Raw genomic sequence first — 25,998 nt, 5'->3', positions numbered from 1 at the left:
CCCTACAGGAGTCCGCGAGGCGCCGGCGCTGCGCCCCTGACGGCGTCGGACACGGTGAACGTGAGGTCGCCCAGCTCCTCGGGAGCGAGGGAGGGCAAACGCTGGGCGGCGTCGAGGAAGCGCTCGATCTCTGGCTCCTCGAGCACCCCCTCGGCGAGCGTGCGGAACTTCCGCACGTAGTCGGCGCGGGCGAACGGTCGGGCGCCGAGCGGGTGCGCATCGGCGACCGCGATCGAGTCCCGGTACACGCTGCCGTCCGTGAACGTCACCTCGATCGACCCGCCGAACGCCTTCTCCGCCGGATCGTGCGAGTGGTACCGCCGCGTCCACTCCGGGTCCTCGGTGGTGACGATGCGCCGCCACAGGGCGACGGTGTCGGGCCGGGCGGCGCGGTCGGGCTCGTACGAGCCCTCGTGATCGAAGCGGCCGTCCTGCAGCGCGACAGTGAAGATGTACGGCAGCGAGTGGTCGAGCGTCTCCCGGGTGGCCTCCGGCGAGTACTTCTCCGGGTCGCCCGAGCCCGAGCCGATGACGTAGTGCGTGTGGTGCGAGGTCGCGAGCACGATCCTCTGGACGCGCTCGGGATCGGCGATGTCGGGGCGCTCACGGTGGAGGCGGCGCGCGAGGTCGATCCACGCCTGGGACTGGTACTCGGCCGAATGCTCCTTGGTGTACGAGTCGAGGATGGCGCGCCGCGCCTCCCCCGCCTCGGGGAGCGACACCTCGTACGAGGCGTCGAAGCCGCCGAGCAGCCACGCGATCACGCCGTCCTCGCCCTCGTAGATGGGGGTGGGCGAGGTCTGGCCGCGCATCGCGCGGTCGACGGCCTCGATCGCGAGCTTGCCGGCCAGCGCGGGGGCGTGGGCCTTCCACGAGGAGATCTCCCCCTTGCGGGACTGACGCGTCGCCGTGGTGGTGTGGAGCGCCTGCCCGACCGACTGGAAGATCGTCTCGGTGCCCAGCCCGAGCATCGTGCCGATGCCCGCGGCCGCCGACGGCCCGAGGTGAGCGACGTGGTCGATCTTGTGCCGGTGCAGGCTGATGCCCTTGACCAGGTCGATCTGGATCTCGTACGCGGTGACGATGCCGCGCAGCAGGTCCTCCCCCGTGACGCCGCAGCCTCCGGCGTGCTGCGCGACGGCGGTCAGGGGCGGGATGTTGTCCCCGGGGTGCGAATACTCGGCGGCCAGGAACGTGTCGTGGTAGTCCAGCTCGCGCACCGCCACGCCGTTGGCCCACGCCGCCCACTCCGCGCTCACGCGCGTGCGGCGGGGCTCGCCGAAGACCGTCGCACCCCGCCCGCCGGACGATGCGCCGTGCGCGAGCGCCTGGGCCCTCGCCGCGGACGGGGCCGAGCGCGCGTACGAGGCCGCCGCGACCGCGGCGTTGTCGATCACCCGGTTGATGACCATGTCCTCGACGTCCGGGGTCACGGGCGCGGGATCCGCGGCGACCTCCGCGATCCGCCAGGCGAGCTGCTCCCAGCGAGGCAGCGCCTCGGCGGACGTGTGGGCACGGACGACGTACGTCTTCACGCGGGGTTCTCCTCGGGTCGGGCGTCGATCGAGCGCAGGATGCTGGTGAGGCTGCGGTGGAGGTGGAGCTCGGTGGCGTGCGCGGCCATGGTCGAGGAGCCCTCGATGATCGCGTCGACGATGAGCAGGTGCTCCTGCGTCGCGTCGCGCAGGCGGGACTCGTCGTCGCTCGAGATGCGGCGCAGGCGGGCGACGTGGGTGCGGACGCTGCGGAGCGCGGCCTTCAGGTAGGGGTTCGCCGCGGCCTCGTCGATCGCGGCGTCCATGCGCGCGATGAGCGCGTAGAAGTCCACGCGGGACGCGCCGGCGGACAGCTGCTCCCCCGCGCCCCGCAGCTCCTCGCGCAGGGCCTCGAACACGGCCGGGTCCCGACGCTGGGCCGCGAGGCCCGCGGCCTTGACCTCGAGCGCCTCCCGGATCTCGAACAGGTAGCGGACGTCCTCGAGCGACAGTCCCGCGACCACGAGGCCGCGTCCGCCGCGCGCCGCCACGAGCCCGTCTCCCTGGAGCCGCGAGAGCGCCTCCCGCAGCGGGGTCCTCGAGACGCCGAGGCGCTCCGACTGCTCGATCTCCGCGAGCGGGACGCCCGGCGCGAGGGTTCCGTCGAGGATCTCCCCCCGGAGCGCCTCATAGACCCGCTCGCTGGTTCTCACGCCGCCTCCTCGCGGTCAGTGGATACAGAAACCCGCCCAACGGAGCGAACATAGCACCGTTGGGCGGGTTCTGTATACAGAAACCGCTAGCGGCTCGTCACCGACCCGAAGCGGCCCGCGACGGGAGCGAGGAACAGCGGCCGCAGCGCGAACGACGCACCGGCGATGACCACGAGCGAGATCACGAACATCACCACTCCCAGCCATCCCCCGCCGTCGCTCGCCGCGTACATGTGCTGCAGGTTCGCGCGCGCACCGGTGGTGAGGACGAGCGCGACGTGACCGACGACGAAGGCCACGAAGTAGATCATCACGGGGAAGTGCAGCGCGCGCGCGACGGACTTGGGGTAGACGCGGTCCCACCGCGCTCCCCCGCGCCAGTACATGCTCATGCGCACGCCGGTCGCGATCGCGAGCGGGGCCGCGACGAACACGGCGAGGAAGTAGAAGATCTGCTGGAGCGAGTTGTAGTAGGCCCAGCTGTCGTGCGCCGGGAAGTCGAGCGACAGGTACTGGAGCACCGCGCTGACGGCGTTCGGGAAGACGTCCCAGCTGGTCGGCACGATCCTCATCCACTGCCCGGTGGCGAACAGCAGCACGAGGTACACCGCGCCGTTGACCACCCAGAAGATGTCGAGCGCCTGGTGCGTCCAGGACATGAGGCTGCTGCGGTCCTTGGGGTCGGACCGCGGCGCCCAGTACGCCTCGGGGCGCTGCTGGCGGCGCACCATGAGGCCCGTGCGCGCGATGAGCACGATGAGGAAGACGTTGAAGAAGTGCTGCCACGACAGCCACGCCGGGATCCCCACGGGCGCGTCCTCGGGCAGCGCGTACGTGCCCGGGTAGTCGGCGAGGAAGCCCTGCACGCCGTCGAGCGTCACGAGCCAGCGCGCGACCAGCACCACCGCCGCCACGACGGCGAGAAGCGCGATCAGGGCGACCGCGATGCGGCCGCCCCGACCCATGCGGCGCGGCGTCGGGATCGGGTCGGGTGCGGGGGACGATGCGGGCGCCTCGGCCAAGGCGGTCACGGGCTCGGCCTCCGGTGCGACCGCCTCGGGCGCGCTGTCGGGCGCGACGACGACCGCCCACGCCGGCGCGAAGCCTGCCGGGGGCCACGGCTCGCCGCCCTCGACGCGCGGCAAGCCGCGCCGCAGCGGCACGTCGCTGAACGCGACGGCGGGCGCCTCGATCGCCGCAGGAGCCTCGGCGGGCGCCGCTGCGGTCGTGACGACCTCCGCCGGCACTCCGAAGCGGGCGGGTGCGAAGCCCTCGGCGGGCCACGGCTCACCACCCTCGACGCGCGGCAGGCCGCGACGCAGCGGGACCTCGCTCAGGACAACGGTCGCCGGGGTGGGGACCGAAGGCGCGGGGGCCTCCTCGATCACCACCGCGGCGGTCACGGGCGCTGCCGCGCCGAACCGCGCATCGTCCACCGCGGACACGACTTCGCGCGCGGGCGGCCAGGGCTCCCCGCCCGGCACCCGCGGGAGGCCCCGCCGCACGATCCTGGTCACGACCTGCGAGCCTCGAGCGCGGCGATCAGCTGCGGCACCACCTCGAACACGTCGCCGACCACGCCGTAGTCCGCGATCTCGAAGATCGGGGCCTCGCCATCGGTGTTGACCACGACGATCGTCTTGGAGGTCTGCATGCCCGAGCGGTGCTGGATCGCGCCGGAGATGCCGAGAGCGATGTAGAGGTCGGGCGACACGGTCACGCCGGTCTGGCCGACCTGGTGCGACGAGGGCACGAATCCCTCGTCGACGGCGACGCGGGAGGCACCGACCGCCGCGCCGAGGGCGTCGGCGAGCTGCTCGACGAGCGCGAACTTCTCGGCGGACTCGAGTCCGCGCCCACCCGAGACGACCGTCTTGGCGGTGCGCAGGTCGGGCCGCGAGGACTCCTCGACGATCTGCTCGACGGAGGTGACCGTCACTGCGGGTAGACCTGAGGGCTCGATCGTGAGCTCCTCGACGGCGGGCGCGTCGACGGCGGCGGCGCGCGCGTCGATCGCGGCGGAGCGGACGGTGATGACGGGCGCGCCGAACGTGGGCGCCGCATCGACGAGGAAGGTACCGCCGAAGACGCTGTGGTGCGCGACGATGCCCTCGGCGTCACGGGACACGCCCACGGCGTCGACGGCGAGCGCGCTGCGGGAGCGTGCCGCGTAGCGGGCGGCCGCCTCGCGACCCTCGATCGAGTGGGCGGCGAGCACCGCGGCGGGGCGCACGTGCGCGGCGGCCGCCGCGAGCGCGTCGACCACGCCGACGCCAGGCGTGCCCGCGGGGGCGGTGAGCACCTGGGCGGCACCGGCCGCACCGGCCACGGTGGCGAGGTCGGCGGCGCCGTCGCCCACGACGAGCGCGACGGGCGTGCCGAGCGTGGACGCGGCGCCCATCAGCGCGGCGGCCGACGCGGCGAGGCCGCCGTCGGCGTCACGGTCGAGGAGCACTAGGATCGGAGCGTTGTCGGTCATGGTCATCCCCTCACACCAGCTTGTTCTCGAGCAGGTACGCGGCGAGCTGCTCGCCCGCGTCGCCCGTGTCGACGATCTTCACGCCGGCGACACGCGCGGGGCGCTCCTTCGCCGCGATCATGATGGAGCGCGCCTTGTCCGGGTCCTCGGCATCGACGCCCAGGTCAGCCAGCGACAGCGTGCCGATCTCCTTCTTCTTGGCGGCGATGATGCCCTTGAAGTTGGGCAAGCGAGCGCTCGGCAGCTGCTCGGTCACGGACACGAGCGCGGGCAGCGGCGCGGTGACGCTCACGGCCGCACCATCGGAGGCGCGCACGCCGCTGACGCCCTCGGCGGTGATCTCGACCGAGGCGAGGAACGTGGCGGCGGGGATCGCGAGCAGCTCGGCCATCGCGGCGGGGACGGCGCCGCTCGCGCCGTCGGTCGACGCGTTGCCGGCGACGATGAGGTCGAAACCGGCATGCCTCGCGGCCGCGGCGAGCACCTCGGCAGTAAGCATGGTGTCGGCGCCGACGAGCGCCTCGTCGACCACGTGCACCGCGTCGGTCGCGCCGATCGCGAGCGCCTTGCGGATGCTCGAGGGTGCCGACTCCGGCGCCATGGTGAGCGCGACCACCTCCGTGCCGGGGTTCGCGTCGGCGTAGGCGAGCGCAACCTCGAGGGCGCGCTCGTCGATCTCGTCGAGCACCGCATCGTCCGCCACGCGGGCGATCAGGCCCGTCTCGGCCGACAGCGACCGGTCCCGGTAGGTGTCGGGCACCACCTTCATCAGCACCAGGATCCTCATGGGCTTCCCTTCTCCATCCGTGACAGCGCCTCGTCCGCGGCGTCCGCCAGCGCGGGCACGCCGTCGGCAAGTCCTGGCGCAAACCTATCGTCGGGACGCTCCCCTGCAAGCCAGCGCGTGTACATCGCCTCGCAGAAGATCGCGGACTTCCACAGCGCGAGGGCCTCGTACCAGGCCAGCGCGGACAGGTCGGCTCCGGTACGGGCCGCGTACCGCGCCGCCAGGTCGGCGCGGGTGGGAAACCCCGAGGCCGCGGTGATGGGCGTGAGGTCCATGGGGGTCGCGGCGCGACCCCGCTCCGAGTACGTGGCGACCAGGTAGCCGAGGTCCGCGAGCGGGTCGCCCAACGCCGCCATCTCCCAGTCGAGGATGGCCGCGAGCGCACCTGGCGCGGCGAACATGAGGTTGCCGAGCCTGAAGTCTCCGTGGACCACCGTGCGCCGCCCGTCCGGCGGGAGCGTGTCGGCGAGGCGCTCGCCGAGCCGCGCGACGGCCGGCAGATCGCGGCGCGTGTTGAGCGGCCACAGCTGGGCGAAGCGCCGGACCTGGCGCTCGAGGTAGCCGTCCGGCCGCCCCAGCGCGGCGACGTCGCCCTCGAGCGGGACGGCATGGAGGTCCGCGAGCGCGTCGACCGCCGCGTCGACGGTCGCGGCGGAGGCGCCGGGCGCGTCGAACCCCGGCGGGAGCACGTCCGTGAGCACGTGGCCCTCGACGCGGTCCATCACGTAGAACGGGACGCCGAGCACCGCATCGTCCTCGCACACGGCCCGCACGCGCGGGACCGGGACGCCCGCGGCACCGACGGCCCGCACGAAGCGCGCCTCGCGCACCATGTCGTGCGCGGATGGCGGGAACGGCGGGCGCGGGCCGCGGCGCAGCACCATCGTGTGCCCGCCGCGGGTCACCTCGTACGTGAGATTGGCCTGGCCGTCGCCGATGCGCCGCCACGCGAGCTCGCCTGGGGGCACGCCGAGGCCGTCGAGGTACGCACCGAGCGGTGCGACCGGCAGCGGGATCACCGGGCTCCCTCGGGCGTATCGAGCGGGGTGGCGCCGTCCTGAACCTCGCGGCGCCTGCGCCCGACGGCGCGCCGCGCGATCGCCCACCGATGCGTCTCGCTCGAGCCGTCGTACACGCGGAACGGGCGGACCTCGTTGAGGAACGCCAGCAGGGGCAGCTCGAGCGTGACGCCGTCGCCGCCGCACAGCTGGACGGCGCGGTCGATGACCCGACCCACCGCCTCGGACACGTGGACCTTCGCGATGGACGATGCCGTCGCACCCTCGCGCCCGTCCCGCACCAGCGCCGCGGCCGCGTGGGCGATGATCGCGTCGCTCGTGGCGAGGTCGATCTCCGAGTCGGCGAGCAGGCCCTGCGCGAGCCCCAGCTCGCCCAGCGGAGAGCCGAACATCTCGCGCGAGCGCACCCGGTCCAGCGCCGTGTCCTGCGCACGCCGTGCGAGGCCGAGCCAGCGCATGCAGTGGGTGAGGCGAGCCGCACCGAGCCGCACCTGCGCGTGCCGGAAGCCCTCGCCCGGCGCCCCGAGCACATCCTTCTCGGGCACCGTCACACCCTCGAACCTCACGTGCGGATGCCCACCCGAGATCGCGGTCTCCAGGGTGCGGATCGCGTGCCCCAGCACGACGCCGGGCGCATCCATCCGCACCAGGAACATCGATGCCGCCCCGTCCCCCAGCTCGGGGGTGCGGGCCATCACGATCGCGAAGCCCGCCTCATCGGCACCGGAGATGAAGCGCTTCTCGCCGTCGAGCTGCCACCCGCCCGCCATGCGATGCGCGACCGTGGCGAGCGCGGCGGGATCGGAACCCGCGCCGGGGTGCGGCTCGGTCATCGCGAAGCAGGACCGCGTCTCGCCCGCCGCGAGCGGGGCCAGGAAGCGCTCGTGCTGGTCGGGCGTGCCGATGCGCTCGAGCAGCAGCATGTTGCCCTCGTCGGGAGCCATGCAGTTGAGCACCGCGGGCCCGAGGTGGGAGTAGCCCGCCTCCTGCAGGACGGCCGACCACGCGGTCAGCGGCAGCCCGAGGCCGCCGAACCGCTCCGGCACCGTGGGTGCGAAGACGCCCGCCGCGCGCGCCCGCGCCTGCAGCTTCGCGCGCGCGCCGGCCTCGAGCGCGATGCCGGCCGAGGGCTCGGCGGGGACCACCACGTCGCGCACGAACCGGCGCGTCCGCTCCGCGGCGCCCTCGGCGCCGCTCATGCCGCGCCTCCGGCCGCGAGCAGCCCGCCGTCGAGCGTGACCACCTGCCCCGTGATCCACGACGCCTCGGTCGAGCACAGGTACGCGGCGGCCGCGGCGACGTCCTCGGGCAGGCCGAGGCGCCGCATCGGGTACCGGGCGGCGACCTCGTCCTCGCGCCCCTCGTACAGCGCGCGCGCGAACTGCGTGCGCACCACGGCCGGCGCCAGGGCGTTCACCCTCACGCGCGGCCCGAGCTCCACCGCGAGGGTCACGGCGAGGTGCGCGACGGCGGCCTTGCTCACGCCGTACCAGCCGATCCCGGGCGAGGGCACCGCACCGGTGACGGAGGACATGAGCAGCACCGCCGCGTCAGCGCGATCGCCCAGACCGGCGGCGCACGCGGCCTGGACCCATCCCAGCGTGCCCAGCACGTTCACCTCGAACACCTTGCGCGCCGCGTCGTGCTCGAGCCCCAGCAGCGGGCCGTACACGGGGTTGATGCCGGCGTTGGCGACCAGCACGTCGATGCCGCCGAGCTCGCGCACGGCCACGTCGATCGCACGGGCGCGATGCTCCGGGTCCTGGGCCCGGCCGGCCACCAGCCTCACGCGCTCGGCCGGCATGGACGCGGCGGCCTCCTCGAGACCGTCCATGCGGCGCGCGGTGAGCACGAGCGAGGCGCCTTCGTCCGCGAGCCGCCGGGCGATGCCGAGCCCGATCCCCCGGCTGGCGCCGGTCACCACGGCGACCCTTCCCGCGAAGCGGCCGCCCGCATCGTCCCGCTGGGTACCAGGCTCCACCATCCCACGCCCCTTCGCTCGCGCTCCGTTGCGCATGCCGCTTAACGACGATTCGAATCTGCCGCCCTCAGTATGGCGGGAATCGCTCGCGACGCAAGGTCTGGCCATCGCGATTTCTAATGTGATATAAAAAATCCGTCGTCAAGATCAACGAGGATCGGAGACAGCATGACCGCCACGAGCACCCGGGCCGTGTCGACCGAGGTCGTCGGACCTCGCTCCCTCTACGAGGAGGAGCACGAGCAGTTCCGTGCGATGGTGGCGGCCTTCGTCGAGCAGCACGCCCGCCCCCACGCCGAGCGCTGGGACCAGGAAGGGAAGGTCGACCGCTGGCTCTTCACCAAGGCGGCAGAGGCCGGCATACTCGGCTTCTCCATCCCGGAGGAGCACGGCGGCGGCGGCTCCGACGACTTCCGCTTCAACGCGATCATGGGCGAGGAGCTCGCCCGCAACCCCGTGACGTCGGGCATGGCGGGGATCGCGCTGTCGAACGACATCGTCATCCCGTACTTCACCGACCTCACGGACGACGACCAGAAGGCGCGCTGGCTGCCGGGGATCGCGGCGGGCGAGCTCATCGTCGCGGTCGCGATGTCCGAGCCGGGCACGGGCAGCGACCTGGCGGGCATCCGCACCTCCGCGGTGCGCGACGGCGACGACTTCATCGTGACCGGTTCGAAGATCTTCATCTCGAACGGGCAGAACGCGGACCTGGTGGTCACCGCGGTGCGCACGGGCGAGGACCCTCACCGCGGCCTCAGCCTCCTGGTGATCCCCACCGGCTCCCCCGGCTTCTCCCGCGGACGCAAGCTCGACAAGGTGGGCCTGCACGCGCAGGACACCAGCGAGATCCACTTCCAGGGCGTGCGCGTGCCCGCCGCGAACCTGCTCGGCCCCGAGGGCAGCGGCTTCTTCGGCCTGGTGCGCAACCTCGCGCAGGAGCGCCTGTCGATCGCCGCCGCGGCCGTCGCCTCGAGCGAGGGCGTGCTCGAGCGCACGCTCCGGTACGTCAAGGACCGCTACGCGTTCGGGCAGCCCATCGGTCGGTTCCAGAACACGCGCTTCGAGATCGCGGACATGGTCACCGCCGTGCGGGTGAGCCGCTCCTACATCGACGACTGCCTGCGGCGGCTGGGGGACGGCACGCTCACCGCGGAGGACGCCGCGGGCGCGAAGTACTGGACCACCGAGCAGTACGTCGACGTGGTGGGCCGCTGCCTGCAGCTGCACGGCGGCTACGGCTACATCCGCGAGTTCCGCATCGCGCGGGACTACGAGGACGCTCGCATCACCACCATCTACGGCGGCACCACCGAGATCATGAAGGAGATCGTCGGTCGGGGGCTCGGCCTGTGACCCGGAAGGAACCGTGAGAGGAAGCCATGGCTGACGCATACATCTACGACGCCGTCCGCACCCCGCGCGGGAGGAACCGCGACGGCGCGCTGCACGGCACCAAGCCCGTCGACCTCGTGGTGGGACTGATCCACGCCCTCGAGGCGCGCAACCCGACGCTCGACCCGGGGCTCATCGACGACGTCGTGCTGGGCGTCGTGTCGCCCATCGGCGAGCAGGGCGGGGACATCGCCCGCACCGCGGCGCTGGTCGCGGACCTCCCCGAGACCGTGGCAGGCGTCCAGCTCAACCGCTTCTGCGCCTCGGGGCTCGAGGCCGTCAACACGGCGGCGCAGAAGGTCGCGAGCGGGTTCGAGGACCTCATCCTCGCCGGCGGCGTCGAGTCGATGTCGAAGATCCCGCTCGGCTCCGACGGCGGCGCCTACGTGCAGGACCCGACCACCAACTACGACCTCCACTTCGTCCCCCAGGGCATCAGCGCCGACCTCATCGCGACGCTCGAGGGCTTCACCCGCGAGGACGTCGACGCGTACGCCGTGGAGTCGCAGCGCCGCGCGGAGGTGGCATGGGCCGAGGGACGCTTCGCGCGCTCCGTGGTGCCGGTGCGGGACATGAACGGCGTCACGCTGCTCGACCACGACGAGCACCGCCGCCCCGGCGGCACCGTCGAGTCGCTCGGCGCGCTGCGCCCGGCCTTCGCCGCCGTGGGCGCCGAGGCGGGCTACGACGCGGTCGCGATGCAGCGGTACCACCACGTCGAGCGGATCGACCACGTCCACACCGCCGCGAACTCGTCGGGCATCGTCGACGGCGCCGCGCTCATGCTCATCGGCAGCGCCGAGATCGGCGAACGGCTGGGGTTGACGCCGCGGGCGCGCATCGTCGCCGCGGCCGTCACCGGCTCCGAACCGACGATCATGCTCACGGGACCGGCGCCGGCGACGCGGAAGGCGCTCGCGAAGGCGGGTCTCGGCGTGGAGGACATCGACCTCTTCGAGCTCAACGAGGCCTTCGCGTCCGTGGTGATGCGGTGGGAGCGCGAGCTCGGGATCCCGCACGCGAAGGTCAACGTCAACGGCGGCGCCATCGCGATGGGCCACCCGCTCGGCGCCACGGGCGCCATGATCCTCGGCACGCTGCTGGACGAGCTCGAGCGGCAGGACCTCACGCGTGGCCTCGCCACGCTCTGCGTGGGCGCCGGCATGGGCGTCGCGACCATCATCGAGCGGGTCTGAGAAGGGAACGCCATGAGCATCACCGACGAGAAGGCCGGCGTGGTCCACGTGTACGACTGGGCCGAGGACGTGGACGGCGTGGTCACCGTGACCATGGACGATCCGGACAGCGGCGCCAACACGATGAACGCGCACTTCGTCGCCTCGCTCGAGGCGACGGTCGAGCGGCTCGAGGCGTCGCGCGCATCCATCACCGGAGTCATCCTCGCCTCGGCGAAGAAGAGCTGGTTCGCCGGCGGCGACCTCAACCTCCTGCGCGCGGCCGATCCGTCGCGCGCCGCCGAGGAGACCGCCCACATCGACCACGTCAAGGCGCTGCTGCGGCGCCTCGAGCGGCTCGAGCGGCCCGTGGTCGCCGCGATCACGGGCACCGCGCTCGGCGGCGGGCTCGAGGTCGCGCTCGCGACACACCACCGGATCGTCGCGTCGGACGCGGCGGGCCTGCGCATCGGCCTGCCCGAGGTGTCGCTCGGCCTGCTGCCCGGCGGCGGCGGCGTCACGCGCACGGTCCGGATGCTCGGGCTGCAGAAGGCCCTCGCCGACGTCATCCTCCCCGCCACCAAGTTCACCGCGGAGGGCGCGCTCGAGGCGGGGCTCGTCGACGAGCTCGCCCCGGCCGCGGAGATCCGCGACCGTGCGAAGGCGTGGATCGCTGCGAACCCGGCGCCCGTCAAGCCATGGGACGCGCCCGGCTTCAGGCTTCCCGGCGGATCGCCGTCCTCGCCCGCGCTCGCGCCGATGCTCGCGGCCATGCCCGCGCTGCTGCGCAAGCAGACCAAGGGGGCGCCACTGCCCGCGCCGCGCGCGGCGATGGCCGCTGCGGTCGAGGGCGCGCACGTCGACTTCGACACCGCCTCCCGCATCGAGACCCGCTACCTGGTGCAGCTCACGCACACGCAGGTCGCCAAGAACATGATCAAGGCGTTCTTCTTCGACCTCGAGACCATCAACAAGGGCGCGAGCCGTCCCATCGGCTACGCGCCCACGCAGGTGCATCGTCTCGGCGTGGTCGGTGCGGGCATGATGGGCGCCGCGATCTCCTACGTGGCGGCACGCAGCGGCATCGAGGTGGTCCTCAAGGACGTGACACGCGAAGCCGCGGAGAAGGGCAAGGACTACTCGCGGATGCTCGAGGCCAAGGCGCTCGAGCGCGGGCGGACCACCCCCGAGCACAGCGCGGAGCTGCTCTCACGCATCACCACCACGGGCGACGCACGCGACTTCGGCGGCGTCGACTTCGTCATCGAGGCCGTGTTCGAGTCGGTGCCCGTCAAGCAGGGCGTGTTCCAGGAGATCCAGGACATGGTGGCGCCCGGCGCGGTGCTCGGGTCGAACACATCGACGCTGCCCATCACCACGCTCGCCGAGGGCGTGCACCGCGACGACGACTTCATCGGGGTCCACTTCTTCTCCCCCGTCGACAAGATGCCGCTCGTGGAGATCGTCCGCGGGGCGCGCACCAGCGATGAGACCCTCGCGAAGGCCTTCGACTTCGTCCTCCAGATCCGCAAGACGCCGATCGTGGTGAACGATGCGCGCGGCTTCTTCACGTCGCGCGTCATCGGCAGGTTCATCGACGAGGCGGTGGCGGCCGTCGGCGAGGGCGTCGAGCCCGCGTCCATCGAGCAGGCGGCGCTTCAGGCCGGCTACCCCGCGGGGCCCCTCCAGCTGCTCGACGAGCTGGCGCTGTCGCTCACCCAGAAGATCCGCGACGAGACCCGTGCCGCCGCCGAGGCGGACGGCGAGACCTGGGTCGCCCACCCCGCCGAGCCGGTGGTCGACTGGATGGTCGACGAGCAGGAGCGTCCCGGCCGCAAGGCGGGCAAGGGCTTCTACGAGTACGACGAGAACGGGCGCCGCACCCGCATCTGGCCGGGCGTGCGCGAGCGCTACGGCTCGGGACGCCTCGAGCTGCCGCTCGTCGACCTGCAGGAGCGCATGCTCTTCGCCGAGGCGCTCGATGCGATCGACTGCCTCGACTCGCATGTCCTCACGTCGGTGGCCGATGCGAACATCGGGTCGATCCTCGGCATCGGCTTCCCCGCGTGGACAGGCGGCGTGCTCCAGTACGTCAACCAGTACGAAGGCGGGCTGCCCGGCTTCGTCGCGCGGGCCCACGCGCTCGCCGACGCCTACGGCGAGCGTTTCCGGCCGCCCGCCTCGCTCGAGGCGCGCGCGGCCGCCGGCGAGATCTACGAGTAGGAGGCCGCCATGCTGTCCACGCGCTTCACCGAGGCGATCGGCATCGAGCACCCGATCGTGCAGGGCGGGATGATGTGGGTCGGCCGCGCCGAGCTCGCCGCCGCCGTGTCGGAGGCGGGCGGGCTCGGGATCATCACCGCGCTCACGCAGCCCACGCCCGCGGACCTGGTCGAGGAGATCGCGCGGGCGCGCTCTCTGACGTCCAAGCCCATCGGGGTGAACCTCACGATCCTCCCGTCGATCAACCCGCCGCCGTACGACGCGTACCGGCGCGCGATCATCGACGCGGGCGTGACCATCGTCGAGACCGCGGGCTCCAACCCCGAGCCCCACATGGACATGTTCCGCTCGCACGGCGTGCGCGTGATCCACAAGTGCACGAGCGTGCGGCACGCCCTCAAGGCCGAGGCCGTGGGCGTCACCGCCGTGTCGATCGACGGCTTCGAGTGCGCGGGGCACCCGGGCGAGGACGACGTCCCGGGCCTGGTGCTCATCCCCGCCGCCGCCGACCGCCTCACCATCCCGTTCATCGCCTCCGGCGGCTTCGCGGACGGGCGGGGCCTCGCTGCGGCGCTCGCGCTCGGGGCGGACGGCATCAACATGGGCTCGCGCTTCATGTGCACCCAGGAGTCGCCTGTCGCGCCCGTGGTGAAGGAGCGCATCGTCGCGGCCACCGAGCTCGACACCAACCTCATCTTCCGATCGCTGCGCAACACGGCCCGCGTCGCGAAGAACGCCGTGAGCGACGAGGTGGTCGAGATCCTCGCGCGGGGCGGCCGGTTCGAGGACGTGCGCGCGCTCGTCGCCGGCGCCCGCGGGCGCAAGGTGTTCGAGGACGGCGACCTCGATGCGGGCATCTGGACGGTGGGCCAGGTCCAGGGCCTCATCCACGACGTCCCGCCCGCGGGCGAGGTGGTGCGGCGCATCGTCGCGGCCGCCGAGGAGATCCTCCGTGCGCGGCTGGCGCTCTTCGGCGGCTCGCTCAGCGAGCCGCTGCTCCGTTCCTGACCATCGCCTGGGCCGTCGCGACCAGCTCGTCGAGCGACCGCGTGCGGGGGTTCCACCACTCGACCACCCAGTTCATCGCCCCGAGCAGGAGCAGGCGGAACACGTTGACGTCGAGATCGGCGCGGACCTCGCCCGCCTGCTGCGCCGCGACGAAGAGGTCGCGCCAGAGCCTGCTGTAGAGCGCCTCCTCCGCTGCGGGCCGCACGCGCAGCTGCTCGGGGACGTGGCCCGCGTTGCGGATCGACGCCGTCGCGTAGTCGGACAGCTGGAGCTCGAAGCGCAGGTGCGCATCGACCGCCACCATGAGGTGGTCCATCATCGGGGTCGCGTCGGGCAACGCCGCGAGCACCTCCTCGACGTGCAGGCGGACCAGATGCGCCCCCACCCACATCACCTCCTCGACCAGGTCGTCGCGCGAGGAGAAGTAGTAGTAGATCGCGGGCGCCTGCACGCCCGCGACCGCGGCGACATCGGCCAGCCGGGTGCCGGCGTAACCCTTCCGCGAGAGCACCTCGGCGGCCGCGTCGAGGATGCGCTGACGCGTCTGCGCCGACTTCGAGGTGGCGGTGGCGGGCGCATCGTCCGGGCGCTCCGTCGCTGGCGCGGGGGTCTCCATGTTTCTAAATCCTATTAGATTTCACCTTGCGCGCGACAGCACCCCGTCCTAGCATGTGAAGCGCGATTCACTTATCTGCTCAACGGAGAGTAGGAGACCCGGCGATGACCATCCTCGACCAGACCCCCGCCGCCACGACGCTGACCACGCGGAACCCGGTGGACGGCACGCCCGTCGCGACGTATCCGATCGCCGGTCCCGCCGAGCTCGCCGCCGCCGCGGCACGGGCGCGCGCCGGCGCCGGGTGGTGGCACGGCCTGGGCTTCGACGGGCGCCGCGCGCGGCTGCTCGCCTGGAAGTCGGCGATCGCCCTGCGCGCCGACGAGCTGGCCGGCATCATCGCCGCGGAGACCGGCAAGCCGCATGGCGACGCGGTGCTCGAGGTGATGCTCACGCTCGGCCACCTCGACTGGGCGGCGAAGAACGCGAAGCCGGTGCTCAGGCGCCGCAAGGTCAAGGCGGGCCTGGTCAACTACAACCAGCACGCGACCGTCGGCTACGAGCCCTACGGCGTCGTCGCCGTGATCGGACCCTGGAACTATCCGTTCTACACGCCCATGGGCTCGATCTCGTACGCCCTCGCCGCCGGCAACGCCGTCCTCTTCAAGCCCAGCGAGCTCACCCCCGGGCCGGCGGTGTGGATCGCGGAGCGCTGGGCCGAGGCCGTCGGGCACGACGTCCTCACGGCGGTCACGGGCGACCGCGGCACCGGGGCCGCACTGGTCGCCGCCGACGTCGACAAGATCGCCTTCACCGGGTCGACCGCCACCGCGAAGAAGGTGATGGCGGCCGCCGCGGAGCGGCTCGTGCCCATCGTCGCGGAGTGCGGCGGCTCCGACGCGCTGCTGGTCGCCGCGGACGCCGACCTCGACGCCGCGGCCGACTTCATCGTGTTCGGCGGGCTCGGCAACGCCGGCCAGACCTGCGCGGGCGTCGAGCGCGTCTACGTGGTCGACACCGTGCGCGACGCGCTCGTGGCGAAGGTCAAGGAGCGCGCGGACCGCGTGCGCACCGACGGGCCCGACGCCCAGTACGGCCCCATGACGCTGCCCGGCCAGGTCGACGTGGTCCGTCGCCACGTGGACGACGCCCTCCGGACCGGCACCGCCGTCGTGGGAGGGCGCGACAGCATCGGCGAGCGCATCGTCTCCCCCATCGTCATCACCGACGTGGCCGAGTCCTCGCTCGCCGTGCGCGAGGAGACCTTCGGGCCGCTCGTGGTCATCAACCCTGTCGCCTCGATGGACGAGGCCGTGCGCCGCGCCAACGCGGTCGAGTACGGGCTGACCGCCGCGGTCTTCACGCGCGACAAGACCGTCGCGAACCGCGCGGCGGCGGCGCTGAGGGTCGGCGCCGTCTCGATCAACTCGGTGCTCGGCTTCGCGGGCGTCGCCGCGCTCCCGTTCGGCGGCGTCAAGTCCTCGGGGTTCGGGCGGATCCACGGCGCCGACGGGCTGCGGGAGTTCTCCGTGGTGAAGTCGATCGCGCGCCAGACCCGGGGCGCCATGCTCGACCTGCTCACCCTCGAGCGCACGGAGAAGGACCTGCACACCGCGACGCGGATGATCCCGATGCTGCACGGCCGCTCGAAGCCCCCGAAGCCGTAGCGCTCAGACGCCGAGCACGGACTCCAGCACCGGCGCGATCCACTCCTCTGCCACCTCGGGCGCCGAGCGGCGCAGCGCGACGCTGAGGTCTGCGACCACATTGAAGCCGGCGTGCACGAGGCATCGCGCCTCGCGCGCCTCCAGCTCGGGACGCACCCTCATGAGGAGCTCCACCCAGTCGTCGACGTGCTCGCGCTGCAGACGGCGCAGGCGACGCTGGTCGTCGGGGTCGAGCGCGCCGACATCGGCGGCGTAGACGTCCATGAGCTCGCGATCGTCGACCGCGAAGCGGATGTACGCGCCTTCGAGGATGCGCAGCGCGGCCCGCGGGTCGTCGTGCGAGAAGGCCTCGGCGGCCGACGCGTCCAGCGCCGCGGCGGCGCGCCCGCACGCGGTCAGCAGGATCTCGGCCTTCCCTGTGAAGTGACGGTAGACGCCCGAGGGCGTGAGGCCCACCGCGGCCGCGATCTCCTCGAGGCGGACGTCGTGATAGCCGCGCTCCGCGAACAGCGCGATACCCGCCTGCGACAGCTGATTCTTGCGCCGCCGCGGCCGGGGGACGGGCTCCGGCTCGCCGCCGGGCTCCGGCGCCGGGGACCGCGCCTCGAGAAGCACCCTGACCGCCGCATCGTGCAGCACGGCACGCAAGGCGGCGGCGGGCATGGCGGTCCGATGCGTCGTGACGCTCGCGATGGCGCTGAGCGCCGCATACGCCGCGAGGTCGAGCGCGGCGGGCTCGAGATCGGCCCGCAGCACGCCCGCCGGCTCGGCGAGCCGGCGGCGCAACGCCACGAACCGGTCGCGCAGCGCGCGCCGGTCCTCGGGCTTCAGGCAGCGGCTCTCCCACCGGTAGATGCCGCCCGTCGCGCGCATGCCGATGGTCGCGCCGGCGACGGCGTCGAGGAGCGCGTCCACGGCCTCGCGCGCCTCCTCGACCGACGTCGGGGCGCCGCCGCCCACGTCCCGGGTCGCCTCGTCGAGGCGCCCGATGAGCCCCATCGCGACCTCTCGGAAGAGGTCGTACTTGGTGTCGAAGTGGCGGTACAGCGCCGCGGCGGAGATGCCGACCACGTCCGCGACGTCCTGCATCGCCACGCGGTGGTAGCCGTGCTCCGCGAACAGCGAGGCGGCGGCCGCCTCGATCGCCTGGCGCCGATCGCGCGGGCGCCTCCGGACCGGCTCCACCGCCGTCGTCTCGCTCACCCGAGTCACCCTAACGCCCCGCGACTTTCGGCGAAAGCGCTGGCGCACAAATGTGAATCGTGAGTAACATGCTGCTAGCTGGTCCCCACCGATGGCCGGCAGCGGAAGACGGGACGAGGCAACGGCGCCTCCCCCGGAGAGCTCGACGTACGAAGAGGTGCATGTCATGAGCGAGGCCACGCACGGCATCCCCGCGGGGATCCGCCGCCACCACTGGATGAACCAGGTCCTCACGCACGCCGCGATGAGGCCCGACGCGACCGCCTTCAAGCACCGCGGGGAGGTGACGACGTGGGCCGACGCGGCACGCCGGATGGACATCCTCGCCGCGGCCCTCGAGCGCCGCGGGGTCCGCTTCGGCGACCGCGTGCTCATGCTCACCCTCAACCACCCGCTGGTCATCGAGAGCGTCTTCGCGATCAACCGCCTGGGCGCGATCGCGGTGCCCATGAACATCCGCCTCTCCCCCGCGGAGCTGGCGTACATCATCGACGATGCGGATGGGGACATCGTCATGGTCGACCAGCCGCTGGCGCCGCTCGTGACGGCGGCGGGTCAGCTCACCACCCGCGTGAAGCAGGTCATCGTCTTCGGCGAGCCCGGCGAGGGCCAGGAGGGCATCGCCGACCTGCTCGCGGAGCCCATCGGCAGCTTCGAGGCGCCCGACGTCCCCGAGGACTCGACGTGCCTGATCATGTACACGTCCGGCACCACCGGGAAGCCCAAGGGCGCCATGCTCGACCACGTCAACATGGCCGCCCAGTCGCTCACCGTGCTGCGCGTCAACAGCATCTTCGATGAGAGCGACGTCTCGTTCCTCACCGCGCCGCTGTTCCACATCGCGGGGCTCGGCTCGATCGGCGCGAACTTCATCGTGGGCATCCCCACCGTGCTGCACCCGCTCGGCGCCTTCAACGCGGAGGAGATCATCGACGCGTGGGAGCGCGAGGGCGCGACCATCGTGTTCAACGTGCCGCAGCAGTGGCAGGCGATCTGCGCGGTACCGGGCATCCGCGACCGCGACCTCAGGCTGCGCGTCATCAGCTGGGGCGCAGCGCCGGCCTCGGACACGCTGCTGAGGACCATGTCGGAGACGTTCCCCGACGCGCTCAACGTCGCCGTGTTCGGCCAGACGGAGATGTCGCCCATCACGTGCGCGCTGCGCGGCGAGGACGCGATCCACCACCTCGGGTCCGTCGGGCGCCCGGTCCCCACGGTGCAGTGCCGCATCGTCGACGCCGATCTCCGCGACGTGGCCCCGGGCGAGGTCGGCGAGATCGTGTACCGCGGCCCCAACCTCATGAAGGGGTACTGGCGCAAGCCCGCCGAGACCGCCGCCGCTTTCGAGGGCGGCTGGTTCCACTCGGGCGACCTGGTCCGCCAGGACGAGGACGGCTTCGTGTGGGTGGTGGACCGCCTCAAGGACATGATCATCTCGGGCGGCGAGAACGTGTACTGCGCTGAGGTGGAGAACGCGCTCTTCGCCCACCCGGCCATCGTCGAGGCCGCCGTGTACGGGCGCGCCGACGAGCGCTGGGGCGAGGTGCCCGTCGCGGCCGTCGTGATGCGCCCCGGCGAGACCCTCGAGGTCGCGGAGCTCCAGGAGTGGCTGGGCGACCGCCTCGCGCGGTTCAAGCAGCCCAAGGACGTGGTGCTCGTCGAGGCGCTCCCCCGCAACGCGGCCGGCAAGGTCAACAAGGTCGCGCTGCGCGGCGCGGACCGCGTCACGGTGGGGGCGCCCTAAGGCGCCGGGGACCGGAGCACCGCATGCCGCGCCTGACCGTCCCCGTCGACCTGCGGTTCTCGGACCTCGACCTCAACGGCCACGTCAACAACGTCGCGTTCCTCACGATCCTCGAGGAGGTCCGCATCCGCGCGCTGCATCCGCTCATCCGCGCCGTCGCGGATACGAGCGGAGCGCTGCGGCGCACCGGATCGCCCGGCGTGGTGGTCGCGCGCCACGAGGTCGAGTACCTCGCGCAGATGCCGTGGTCCCCCGAGCCGATCCTCGTGGACCTCTGGGTGCCGCGCGTGGGCGGGTCGAGCTGCGAGGTCCACCACGTGCTGCGCTCCGGCACGCCCGGCGAGGATCTCGCGTTCGCCCAGGCCTCGACGGTGCTGGTCTACCTCGATCCCGCGACCCAGCGGTCGCGGCGCCTCACCGACGCGGAGCGCGCCGCGTTCACCCCGGTGCACGATGCGCCGCTGCGCTTCCGCCACGCGACGGTGCCGGCCTGAGCCACCCGCCGCGCCCGTCCGACCTAGGGTGGGCGTATGGGCGACGCGCTGATCGTCGGCATCGTGACGCAATCCTCGCTGCTGCTCGCGTGCCTGGTGGTCTACCGCGTCACGCTGTCCGACCGCGCGATCGGGTCCCTCGCGGGGCTCGGCTCGGGCGCGCTCCTGGGCGCCGCGTCCTTCCAGCTGGTGCCGCAGGCCCTCGCGTCGCTGGGCAACCTCGAGATCGGGCTGTGGCTCGTCGCCGGAGGCGCCGTCTACGTGGTCGCGGACCGCCTCGTCGAACGCCGGTTCGGCGAGTCGGGCGCGATGGGCATCGTGGTCGGCAACATCATCGACGCGCTGCCCGAGTCGCTCATCTTCGGCATCCAGCTCGCGGCGGGCCTCGCGGTGAGCCCCGCGCTCGCTGCCTCGGTCTGGGTCTCGAACATCCCGCAGGCCCTCGCACCGGCGGCCGACATGCGCGCGAGCGGGTGGCCCGCGCTCAAGCAGGTGACGCTGTGGGGCTCCGTGGTCGTGGTCGCGGGCGTGTGCGCGGCCCTCGGGTTCGCGGCGGCGGACGCGATCCGCGACGTCGACGGTGCGCGTCTCGCGGCGTTCACCACCGGCGCGCTCGTGACCATGCTCACCACCTCGATGATCCCGTTCGCCTACCGCAAGGCGCACGTGGCCGCGGGGATGTGGGCGGTGGTGGGATTCGGGCTCACGCTCGCCGGATCCTGAGCGGAGCCCCGAGCGTCCCGAGCCCGCGGGAGGCCCGCCCGGCGCATCGTCCCTGGCCTTGCTAGGTTTCGAGAGGGACGGGAGGAGGGCCGATGGCGGGGACCCCCGGGCGCGTGCCGGTCAAGCTGTCGCTGCTCACCATGACCACGATGGTGATCGGCACCATGGTGGGCGCGGGCGTCTTCACCCTCCCCCAGCGGTTCGCCGCGGCCACCGGCGTGAGCGGCGCGCTCATCGCCTGGGCCGTCGCGGGCTTCGGGACGCTCATGCTCGCCCTCATGTTCCAGGCCCTGGGCAACCGCAAGCCGCACCTCGACGCCGGCATCTACGCGTACGCGAAGGCCGGCTTCGGCGAGTACCTCGGCTTCTTCTCCGCCTTCGGCTACTGGGCGACCACATGCGTGGGCAACGTGTCCTTCTGGGTCCTCATCATGTCGACGATGGGCGGGCTGTTCCCCGCGCTCGGCGAGGGCGACACGGTGCTCGCGGTGATCCTCTCCAGCGCCGGGCTGTGGGGCTTCTACCTGCTGGTGCGCCAGGGCGTGAAGGAGGCGGCGGCCATCAACCGCATCGTCACCATCGCGAAGCTGGTGCCGATCATCGTCTTCATCGTGATCGTGCTCTTCTACGTGGACCCGCAGGTGTTCGTGGGCAACATGGCGGGCGCGTCCGGGCTGCCGCTGTTCGACCAGGTCAAGGAGACGATGCTCGTCATGGTCTTCGTCTTCCTCGGCGTCGAGGGGGCGAGCATGTACTCGCGGCACGCGCGCCGCCGCGAGGACGTGGGGCGCGCGACGGTGCTCGGGTACCTCAGCGTCTTCGCGATCTTCGCCTCGGTGACGATGGTCTCGTACGGCGTCATGCCCGCCGCCGAGATGGCCGAGCTCCGCCAGCCGTCGATGGCGGGCGTGCTCGAGTCGGTCGTGGGCGGCTGGGGATCGGCGTTCGTGAGCGTGGGGCTGATCGTGTCGATCCTGGGCGCCTACCTCGCGTGGACGCTCATCGCGGCGGAGCTGCTGTTCGTGGCCTCGAAGGACCACGACATGCCGCGCTTCCTCGGCCGCCAGTCCGACCGCGACGTCCCCACCACGGCGCTGCTCACCACCTCGGTGCTCACCCAGGCGATGCTGCTCGTGGTGCTGGTGTCCGCAGACGCCGTCAACTTCATGGTGGACCTCACGAGCGCGCTCTCGCTCATCCCGTTCCTCTTCGCCGCGGGCTACCTGCTCAAGATCGCGGCGCTGCGCGACGGCTACACCGAGGCGCAGGAGCGACGGCGGGAGCTCGCGCTGGGCGTGCTCGCGACGGCGTACGTGGTGTTCCTGCTGTTCGCCGCCGGGCTGACGTTCGTGCTGGTCTCATCGATCATCTACGCGCCCGCGTCGATCCTGTTCGTCATGGTCCGGCGCGAGCAGGGGCGGCGCTGGTTCAGCCCGCGCGAGCTGGTGATCCTGGCGGTGTCGCTCACGGCCGCGGTGGTCGGCGCGGTGGGCGTGGCGACCGGCTGGCTCACCATCTGAGGCGTGCCGCTCCTGCGAGGTTCCCGGTGCCCGTGTGAGCCGGATCCGGGCGCTCAGCACCTCACAGGGTGCCACCGAGGCGCTCAGACCTCCGTGACGCGGTGCGGCGCGGCGAGCGCGTCGATGAGGTTCTGCGGGTGATCCGTCGGTCGAGCGGCGTGACGGGCCACGGCGCTCGAGGACAGCGACTCCTGGCCGTCCTGCGCCTTGCCGATGGGCCTGATGAGCGCCTTCCACAGCTTGAAGAAGCCCGAGCGCGAGTTGCCGATGGTCCCCAGCGGGTCCGGCGCGAAGGGCACGGACACCGCGTCGCCCGCGCGCATGATGCCACCCTCGACGAACGCCTCGTCCGCGAAGACCAGGCCCTGCGCGGTCGCGCGCTGCGCCATCCAGCGCATCGTGATGTCCGACAGCGCCGTCCCGTCTCCCCCGCCCCCGCCGACGTTCGAGTGGCAGCCCGCGAACCACACCTGCTCGAGGATCTGGCCCGGCGCCGGCTCGGGAAGGTTCCACAGCGTCGGCGCGAAGGTGGTGCGCTGCTCGTCGATCGCCACCGCGTGGTGGGCCGCCTTGACCGAGCGCGACAGCTGGGTGTCGTGGAAGCTCCAGCGCCGGTTGAACCACTCGATCACGGGGATGCTCGTCCCGGGGATGCCGAGCGAGCCCACCGTGTCGAACACCCCGACGAACCGGATCTCGAGGACGTCGTGCGAGTAGCTGCGGCGGAACAGCTCCGCCTTGCGCGCTCCCGGCGCAGTGGTCTTCGATCGCGAGCGGTAGAGCGCGTAGGCCTCGCCCAGGCGACCCAGGTGCTCGGGCTTGAGGATGCCCGCGTTGCGCAGGAAGCCCGCGATCGATCGCGCGGTGTAGGCGCCGCGGCTGTAGCCGAACAGGTAGATCTCGTCGCCCGGCTCGTACTCCTCGGCGATGCGCAGGTAGCCCTCGCGGACGTTCTCGGACAGCCCCCAGCCGAACGCGCCGCCGAGCAGCTTGGGGCCCTCGGTGCCGACGCCGGCGACGTAGTGCACGTGCTGCGCGGTGTCGCCGTCGGCGGGAGCGACCGCCAGCGCCAGCTTGACGATGTTGGTCGGGTTGCCCTGGTCCGCCTTGCTCCATGTGCCGTCGCAGCACACCACGATGCGCTTCATCGCACCCCTCCCCGGGTCGCCTCAACGTCTCAATGAAACGCCTGGTGAGGGGGCACGTCAAACGGTGTGGGAGGTCACCCGAGCCCCGGCAGCACGAGGGTGTGCGCGGTGTGCTCGACCTTGGTCGCGAGGTAGCGCGCGTTCGCGTCGCTCAGGTGCACGCCGGTGGGGACGCGCTCCTCCACGGACACCCCGAGCAGCTCGAGCTGCGCAGCCTTGTCGGGGTTGTTGCTCAGCAGCCGGATCCGTCCGGCGCCGACGGCGGCGAGCATCTGCGCGGCGGGCGCGTAGTCGCGCTCGTCCTCGCCGTGGCCCAGTGCGACGTTCGCCTCGTAGGTGTCGAGGCCCGCGTCCTGCAACGCGTAGGCGTCGAGCTTGGCGTAGAGGCCGATGCCCCGGCCCTCCTGCCGGAGGTACAGCAGGAATCCGCCGACCTCGGCGATCCGCTCCACCGCCTCGCGCAGCTGCGGCCCGCAATCGCAGCGCTCGGAGCCGAGCACGTCGCCCGTGAGGCATTCCGAGTGGGGCCGCACGAGCGGCGCGTCGCCGCCGTCCGCCGAGCGTGCGAGCGCGCCCTCCCAGTCGCCGAGACCGATCGCGAGGTGCTCCTTGCCGTCGACGAGGCCGTCGAACGTCATGGCGCGACCCGTGGCCGCGAACCCGTCCGCGAATCGCAGCGGCACGGTCACCGCGGTGCGGACCGATGCGGCCGGCGGGTCGAGCGGGCGGGCGTCGGGAGCATCGTCCCGCGCCTGGCGGCGGCTGGGGCAGATCGCGGTCATGTGCGGCTCCTCGCGTGCGGGCGCCCACGTCCGGGCGCGATGGTTGACGCAACAACAACGTGCGGCGCAGGATTCCCGCGCCCTGGGGCTCGGTTTGCACGCGCCGGATGCAACCGCTTACATTGGGCGGCATCGCCGCCGCGGGACCCGCGCGCGGACCCGCGCACCACCGAGAGGACACCGTGGCCCAGACCGACGCCGCAACGCTCACCCCCACCGCGACCCGGCGCGACGAGTGGTGGCGGTCCTCCGTCATCTATCAGATCTATCCGCGCTCCTTCGCGGACTCGAACGGCACGGGCGTGGGCGACCTGCGCGGCATCACGCAGCGCCTCGACTCGCTCGCGGACCTGGGCGTCGACGCGGTGTGGCTGTCGCCGTTCTACCGCTCGCCGCAGAAGGACGCCGGCTACGACGTCTCGGACTTCCGCGACGTGGACCCGCTCTTCGGCACGCTCGCCGACTTCGACGCGATGGTCGCGCGCGCCCACGAGCTGGGCCTGCGCGTCATCGCGGACATCGTGCCCAACCATTCGAGCGATCAGCACCCCTGGTTCCAGGCCGCCCTGGCGGCGGGCCCGGGCTCGGCGGAGCGCGAGCGCTACATCTTCCGCGACGGCAAGGGCGAGAACGGCGAGGTGCCTCCGAACAACTGGGAGTCCGTCTTCGGCGGGCCCATGTGGACGCGCGTCACCGAACCCGACGGCACCCCCGGCCAGTGGTACCTGCACATCTTCGACACCTCCCAGCCCGACTTCAACTGGGAGCTCGAGGAGGTTCGCGCGGAGTTCGACGGCGTCCTGCGCTTCTGGCTCGACCGCGGCGTGGACGGCTTCCGCGTGGACGTCGCCCACGGCCTCATCAAGGCCGACGGCCTCCCCGACTTCGTCCAGTCCGACGAGGAGGCCTCGATGGGCGGCGCCGCCTCGGACGCCTCCCCCTACTGGGCGCAGGACGGCGTGCACGAGGTGTGGCGCCGGTGGCGTGCCGTGATCGACGAGTACGAGGGCGACCGGATCCTCGCCGCCGAGGCCTGGGTGTACCCGCTCGACCTCATGGCGAACTGGGTGCGCCCGGACGAGATGCACCAGACGTTCAACTTCGGCTACATGGAGACCCACTGGGACGCCGCGGACCTACGCGCCGTGGTCAACGACTCGATCGCGACGTTCGGCGCGGTGGGGGCGCCGTCCACGTGGGTGCTCTCCAACCACGACATGATCCGCCACGCCACGCGCCTCGCGCTCAGCAAGGACACCCCGCAGGGTCACGGCGTCGGCCCCGCGAGCCGTGGCCTGCCTGACGTCGACGAGGGCATCCGCCGCGCCCGCGCCGCCTCGCTCTTCATGCTCTCGCTGCCCGGCGGCGCCTACCTCTACCAGGGCGAGGAGCTCGGCCTGCCCGAGGCCATCGACATCCCGGACGATGCGCGCCAGGACCCGACCTGGTTCCGCACCGAGGGCGAGCGGTACGGCCGCGACGGCTGCCGCGTCCCCCTGCCGTGGGAGAAGGACGCGCCCGCCTACGGCTTCTCCCCCGTCGGCGAGTCCTGGCTGCCGCAGCCCGCGGTGTACGGTGCGCTCGCGCGTGACGCCCAGGCGGGCGTGGCAGGCTCGACGCTCGAGATGTACCGCGACGCCCTGCGCCTGCGCCGCGAGCACGGCCTCGGAACGGGCGTCGGCGAGGTGCGCTGGGAGGACTCGCCCGAGGGCGTCCTCATCCACAGCGTGGGCGGCCTGCGCGTCATCGCGAACGTGTCCGGCGCGCCGGTGCCGGTCGACGGCGAGGTGCTCGTGTCATCGGCGCCCCTGGTCGACGGCGCGGTACCCGCGGACGCGACGGTCTGGGTGCGCGTGCGCGGGTAGGATTCCCGCAGGTACCGGCTCCCGGCCCGCGCTCGCGGACG

Annotated in this window: 22 protein-coding genes; 10 read left to right on the top strand and 12 right to left on the bottom strand. The window is 72.5% G+C overall.

What is annotated here, in order from left to right:
* Nucleotides 1–2: 2 nt before the first annotated feature.
* The 8 genes from AOM09_RS06245 to AOM09_RS06210 form a co-directional block, all read right to left on the bottom strand.
* Nucleotides 3–1,535: an MmgE/PrpD family protein gene (locus tag AOM09_RS06245; protein ID WP_062385707.1), complete on the bottom strand. Its 1,533-nt coding sequence runs from the start codon at nucleotides 1,533–1,535 to the stop codon at nucleotides 3–5.
* Nucleotides 1,532–2,188 carry a GntR family transcriptional regulator gene (locus tag AOM09_RS06240; RefSeq protein ID WP_062385704.1) on the bottom strand — a complete coding sequence of 219 codons (657 nt, stop codon included), beginning with the start codon at nucleotides 2,186–2,188 and terminating at the stop codon, nucleotides 1,532–1,534. Before AOM09_RS06240 ends, AOM09_RS06245 begins: the two co-directional genes overlap by 4 nt.
* An 86-nt stretch (nucleotides 2,189–2,274) precedes the next feature.
* The gene (locus AOM09_RS06235; RefSeq protein ID WP_082098897.1) at nucleotides 2,275–3,705 is read right to left on the bottom strand and encodes a cytochrome b/b6 domain-containing protein; all 1,431 of its coding nucleotides are present in this window, start codon (nucleotides 3,703–3,705) and stop codon (nucleotides 2,275–2,277) included.
* Nucleotides 3,702–4,667, bottom strand: coding sequence for an electron transfer flavoprotein subunit alpha/FixB family protein (locus tag AOM09_RS06230; protein ID WP_062385968.1), 966 nt, complete (start codon nucleotides 4,665–4,667; stop codon nucleotides 3,702–3,704). Before AOM09_RS06230 ends, AOM09_RS06235 begins: the two co-directional genes overlap by 4 nt.
* 10 nt (nucleotides 4,668–4,677) lie before the next feature.
* On the bottom strand, nucleotides 4,678–5,454 hold the full coding sequence (locus tag AOM09_RS06225; RefSeq protein WP_062385699.1) for an electron transfer flavoprotein subunit beta/FixA family protein: 777 nt from the start codon (nucleotides 5,452–5,454) through the stop codon (nucleotides 4,678–4,680).
* Entirely contained in the window at nucleotides 5,451–6,473 is a 1,023-nt protein-coding gene (locus AOM09_RS06220; protein WP_062385697.1) for a phosphotransferase family protein, read from the bottom strand. Before AOM09_RS06220 ends, AOM09_RS06225 begins: the two co-directional genes overlap by 4 nt.
* The gene (locus AOM09_RS06215) at nucleotides 6,470–7,672 is read right to left on the bottom strand and encodes an acyl-CoA dehydrogenase family protein (protein WP_062385695.1); all 1,203 of its coding nucleotides are present in this window, start codon (nucleotides 7,670–7,672) and stop codon (nucleotides 6,470–6,472) included. The genes AOM09_RS06220 and AOM09_RS06215 overlap by 4 nt, the downstream gene beginning before the upstream one ends.
* Nucleotides 7,669–8,457: an SDR family oxidoreductase gene (locus AOM09_RS06210; protein WP_062385693.1), complete on the bottom strand. Its 789-nt coding sequence runs from the start codon at nucleotides 8,455–8,457 to the stop codon at nucleotides 7,669–7,671. The genes AOM09_RS06215 and AOM09_RS06210 overlap by 4 nt, the downstream gene beginning before the upstream one ends.
* Nucleotides 8,458–8,622: 165 nt before the next feature.
* Between AOM09_RS06210 and AOM09_RS06205 the strand changes: the two genes are divergently transcribed.
* Genes AOM09_RS06205 through AOM09_RS06190 form a run of 4 tightly spaced genes read left to right on the top strand, consistent with a single transcriptional unit; the run spans nucleotide 8,623 to nucleotide 14,255 of the window.
* Nucleotides 8,623–9,810 (top strand): acyl-CoA dehydrogenase family protein, encoded by a 1,188-nt coding sequence (locus AOM09_RS06205; protein ID WP_062385689.1) that lies wholly within the window; start codon nucleotides 8,623–8,625, stop codon nucleotides 9,808–9,810.
* 26 nt (nucleotides 9,811–9,836) lie between these two features.
* Nucleotides 9,837–11,045 (top strand): acetyl-CoA C-acetyltransferase, encoded by a 1,209-nt coding sequence (locus AOM09_RS06200; RefSeq protein WP_062385687.1) that lies wholly within the window; start codon nucleotides 9,837–9,839, stop codon nucleotides 11,043–11,045.
* A 12-nt stretch (nucleotides 11,046–11,057) separates the two neighbouring features.
* Nucleotides 11,058–13,247 (top strand): 3-hydroxyacyl-CoA dehydrogenase NAD-binding domain-containing protein, encoded by a 2,190-nt coding sequence (locus AOM09_RS06195; RefSeq protein WP_062385685.1) that lies wholly within the window; start codon nucleotides 11,058–11,060, stop codon nucleotides 13,245–13,247.
* A gap of 9 nt (nucleotides 13,248–13,256) precedes the next feature.
* On the top strand, nucleotides 13,257–14,255 hold the full coding sequence (locus tag AOM09_RS06190; RefSeq protein ID WP_062385683.1) for an NAD(P)H-dependent flavin oxidoreductase: 999 nt from the start codon (nucleotides 13,257–13,259) through the stop codon (nucleotides 14,253–14,255).
* Here the strand turns inward: AOM09_RS06190 and AOM09_RS06185 are convergent.
* Complete coding sequence (locus AOM09_RS06185; RefSeq protein ID WP_062385681.1) at nucleotides 14,230–14,871, bottom strand: TetR/AcrR family transcriptional regulator; 642 nt, start codon at nucleotides 14,869–14,871, stop codon at nucleotides 14,230–14,232. The genes AOM09_RS06190 and AOM09_RS06185 overlap by 26 nt on opposite strands.
* 104 nt (nucleotides 14,872–14,975) lie before the next feature.
* On the opposite strand from AOM09_RS06185, the gene AOM09_RS06180 reads away from it, so the two are divergent.
* A complete protein-coding gene (locus AOM09_RS06180) occupies nucleotides 14,976–16,478 on the top strand; it encodes an aldehyde dehydrogenase family protein (RefSeq protein WP_062385679.1) in 1,503 nt (500 codons plus the stop codon).
* Nucleotides 16,479–16,481: 3 nt separating this feature from the next.
* Here AOM09_RS06180 and AOM09_RS06175 read toward each other — a convergent pair whose 3' ends face one another.
* Complete coding sequence (locus AOM09_RS06175; protein ID WP_062385676.1) at nucleotides 16,482–17,681, bottom strand: TetR/AcrR family transcriptional regulator; 1,200 nt, start codon at nucleotides 17,679–17,681, stop codon at nucleotides 16,482–16,484.
* A gap of 166 nt (nucleotides 17,682–17,847) precedes the next feature.
* On the opposite strand from AOM09_RS06175, the gene AOM09_RS06170 reads away from it, so the two are divergent.
* The 4 genes from AOM09_RS06170 (at nucleotide 17,848) to AOM09_RS06155 (ending at nucleotide 22,162) form a co-directional block, all read left to right on the top strand.
* Complete coding sequence (locus AOM09_RS06170) at nucleotides 17,848–19,425, top strand: long-chain-fatty-acid--CoA ligase (protein ID WP_062385674.1); 1,578 nt, start codon at nucleotides 17,848–17,850, stop codon at nucleotides 19,423–19,425.
* A 23-nt stretch (nucleotides 19,426–19,448) separates the two neighbouring features.
* Nucleotides 19,449–19,919, top strand: a complete 471-nt coding sequence (locus AOM09_RS06165; protein WP_062385672.1) for an acyl-CoA thioesterase — start codon at nucleotides 19,449–19,451, stop codon at nucleotides 19,917–19,919.
* 36 nt (nucleotides 19,920–19,955) lie between these two features.
* Entirely contained in the window at nucleotides 19,956–20,642 is a 687-nt protein-coding gene (locus tag AOM09_RS06160) for a ZIP family metal transporter (RefSeq protein WP_062385670.1), read from the top strand.
* Nucleotides 20,643–20,734: 92 nt separating this feature from the next.
* The gene (locus AOM09_RS06155) at nucleotides 20,735–22,162 is read left to right on the top strand and encodes a basic amino acid/polyamine antiporter (protein WP_062385667.1); all 1,428 of its coding nucleotides are present in this window, start codon (nucleotides 20,735–20,737) and stop codon (nucleotides 22,160–22,162) included.
* Between the two features lie 83 nt (nucleotides 22,163–22,245).
* Here AOM09_RS06155 and AOM09_RS06150 read toward each other — a convergent pair whose 3' ends face one another.
* Nucleotides 22,246–23,310, bottom strand: coding sequence for a T6SS phospholipase effector Tle1-like catalytic domain-containing protein (locus AOM09_RS06150; protein WP_062385665.1), 1,065 nt, complete (start codon nucleotides 23,308–23,310; stop codon nucleotides 22,246–22,248).
* 74 nt (nucleotides 23,311–23,384) lie between these two features.
* Complete coding sequence (locus tag AOM09_RS06145; RefSeq protein WP_082098894.1) at nucleotides 23,385–24,092, bottom strand: GTP cyclohydrolase II; 708 nt, start codon at nucleotides 24,090–24,092, stop codon at nucleotides 23,385–23,387.
* 107 nt (nucleotides 24,093–24,199) lie between these two features.
* Here AOM09_RS06145 and AOM09_RS06140 point away from each other — a divergent pair, with 107 nt between their 5' ends.
* Nucleotides 24,200–25,957 (top strand): glycoside hydrolase family 13 protein, encoded by a 1,758-nt coding sequence (locus AOM09_RS06140; RefSeq protein ID WP_082098893.1) that lies wholly within the window; start codon nucleotides 24,200–24,202, stop codon nucleotides 25,955–25,957.
* The last annotated feature ends 41 nt before the right edge of the window (nucleotides 25,958–25,998 follow it).

Origin of the sequence: Demequina iriomotensis (genome assembly GCF_000971395.1) — a bacterium.
In the GTDB taxonomy this organism is placed as follows: domain Bacteria; phylum Actinomycetota; class Actinomycetes; order Actinomycetales; family Demequinaceae; genus Demequina; species Demequina iriomotensis.
Note: the sequence above shows the minus strand (reverse complement) of the source record. Positions and strands in the feature narration are given on the sequence as shown.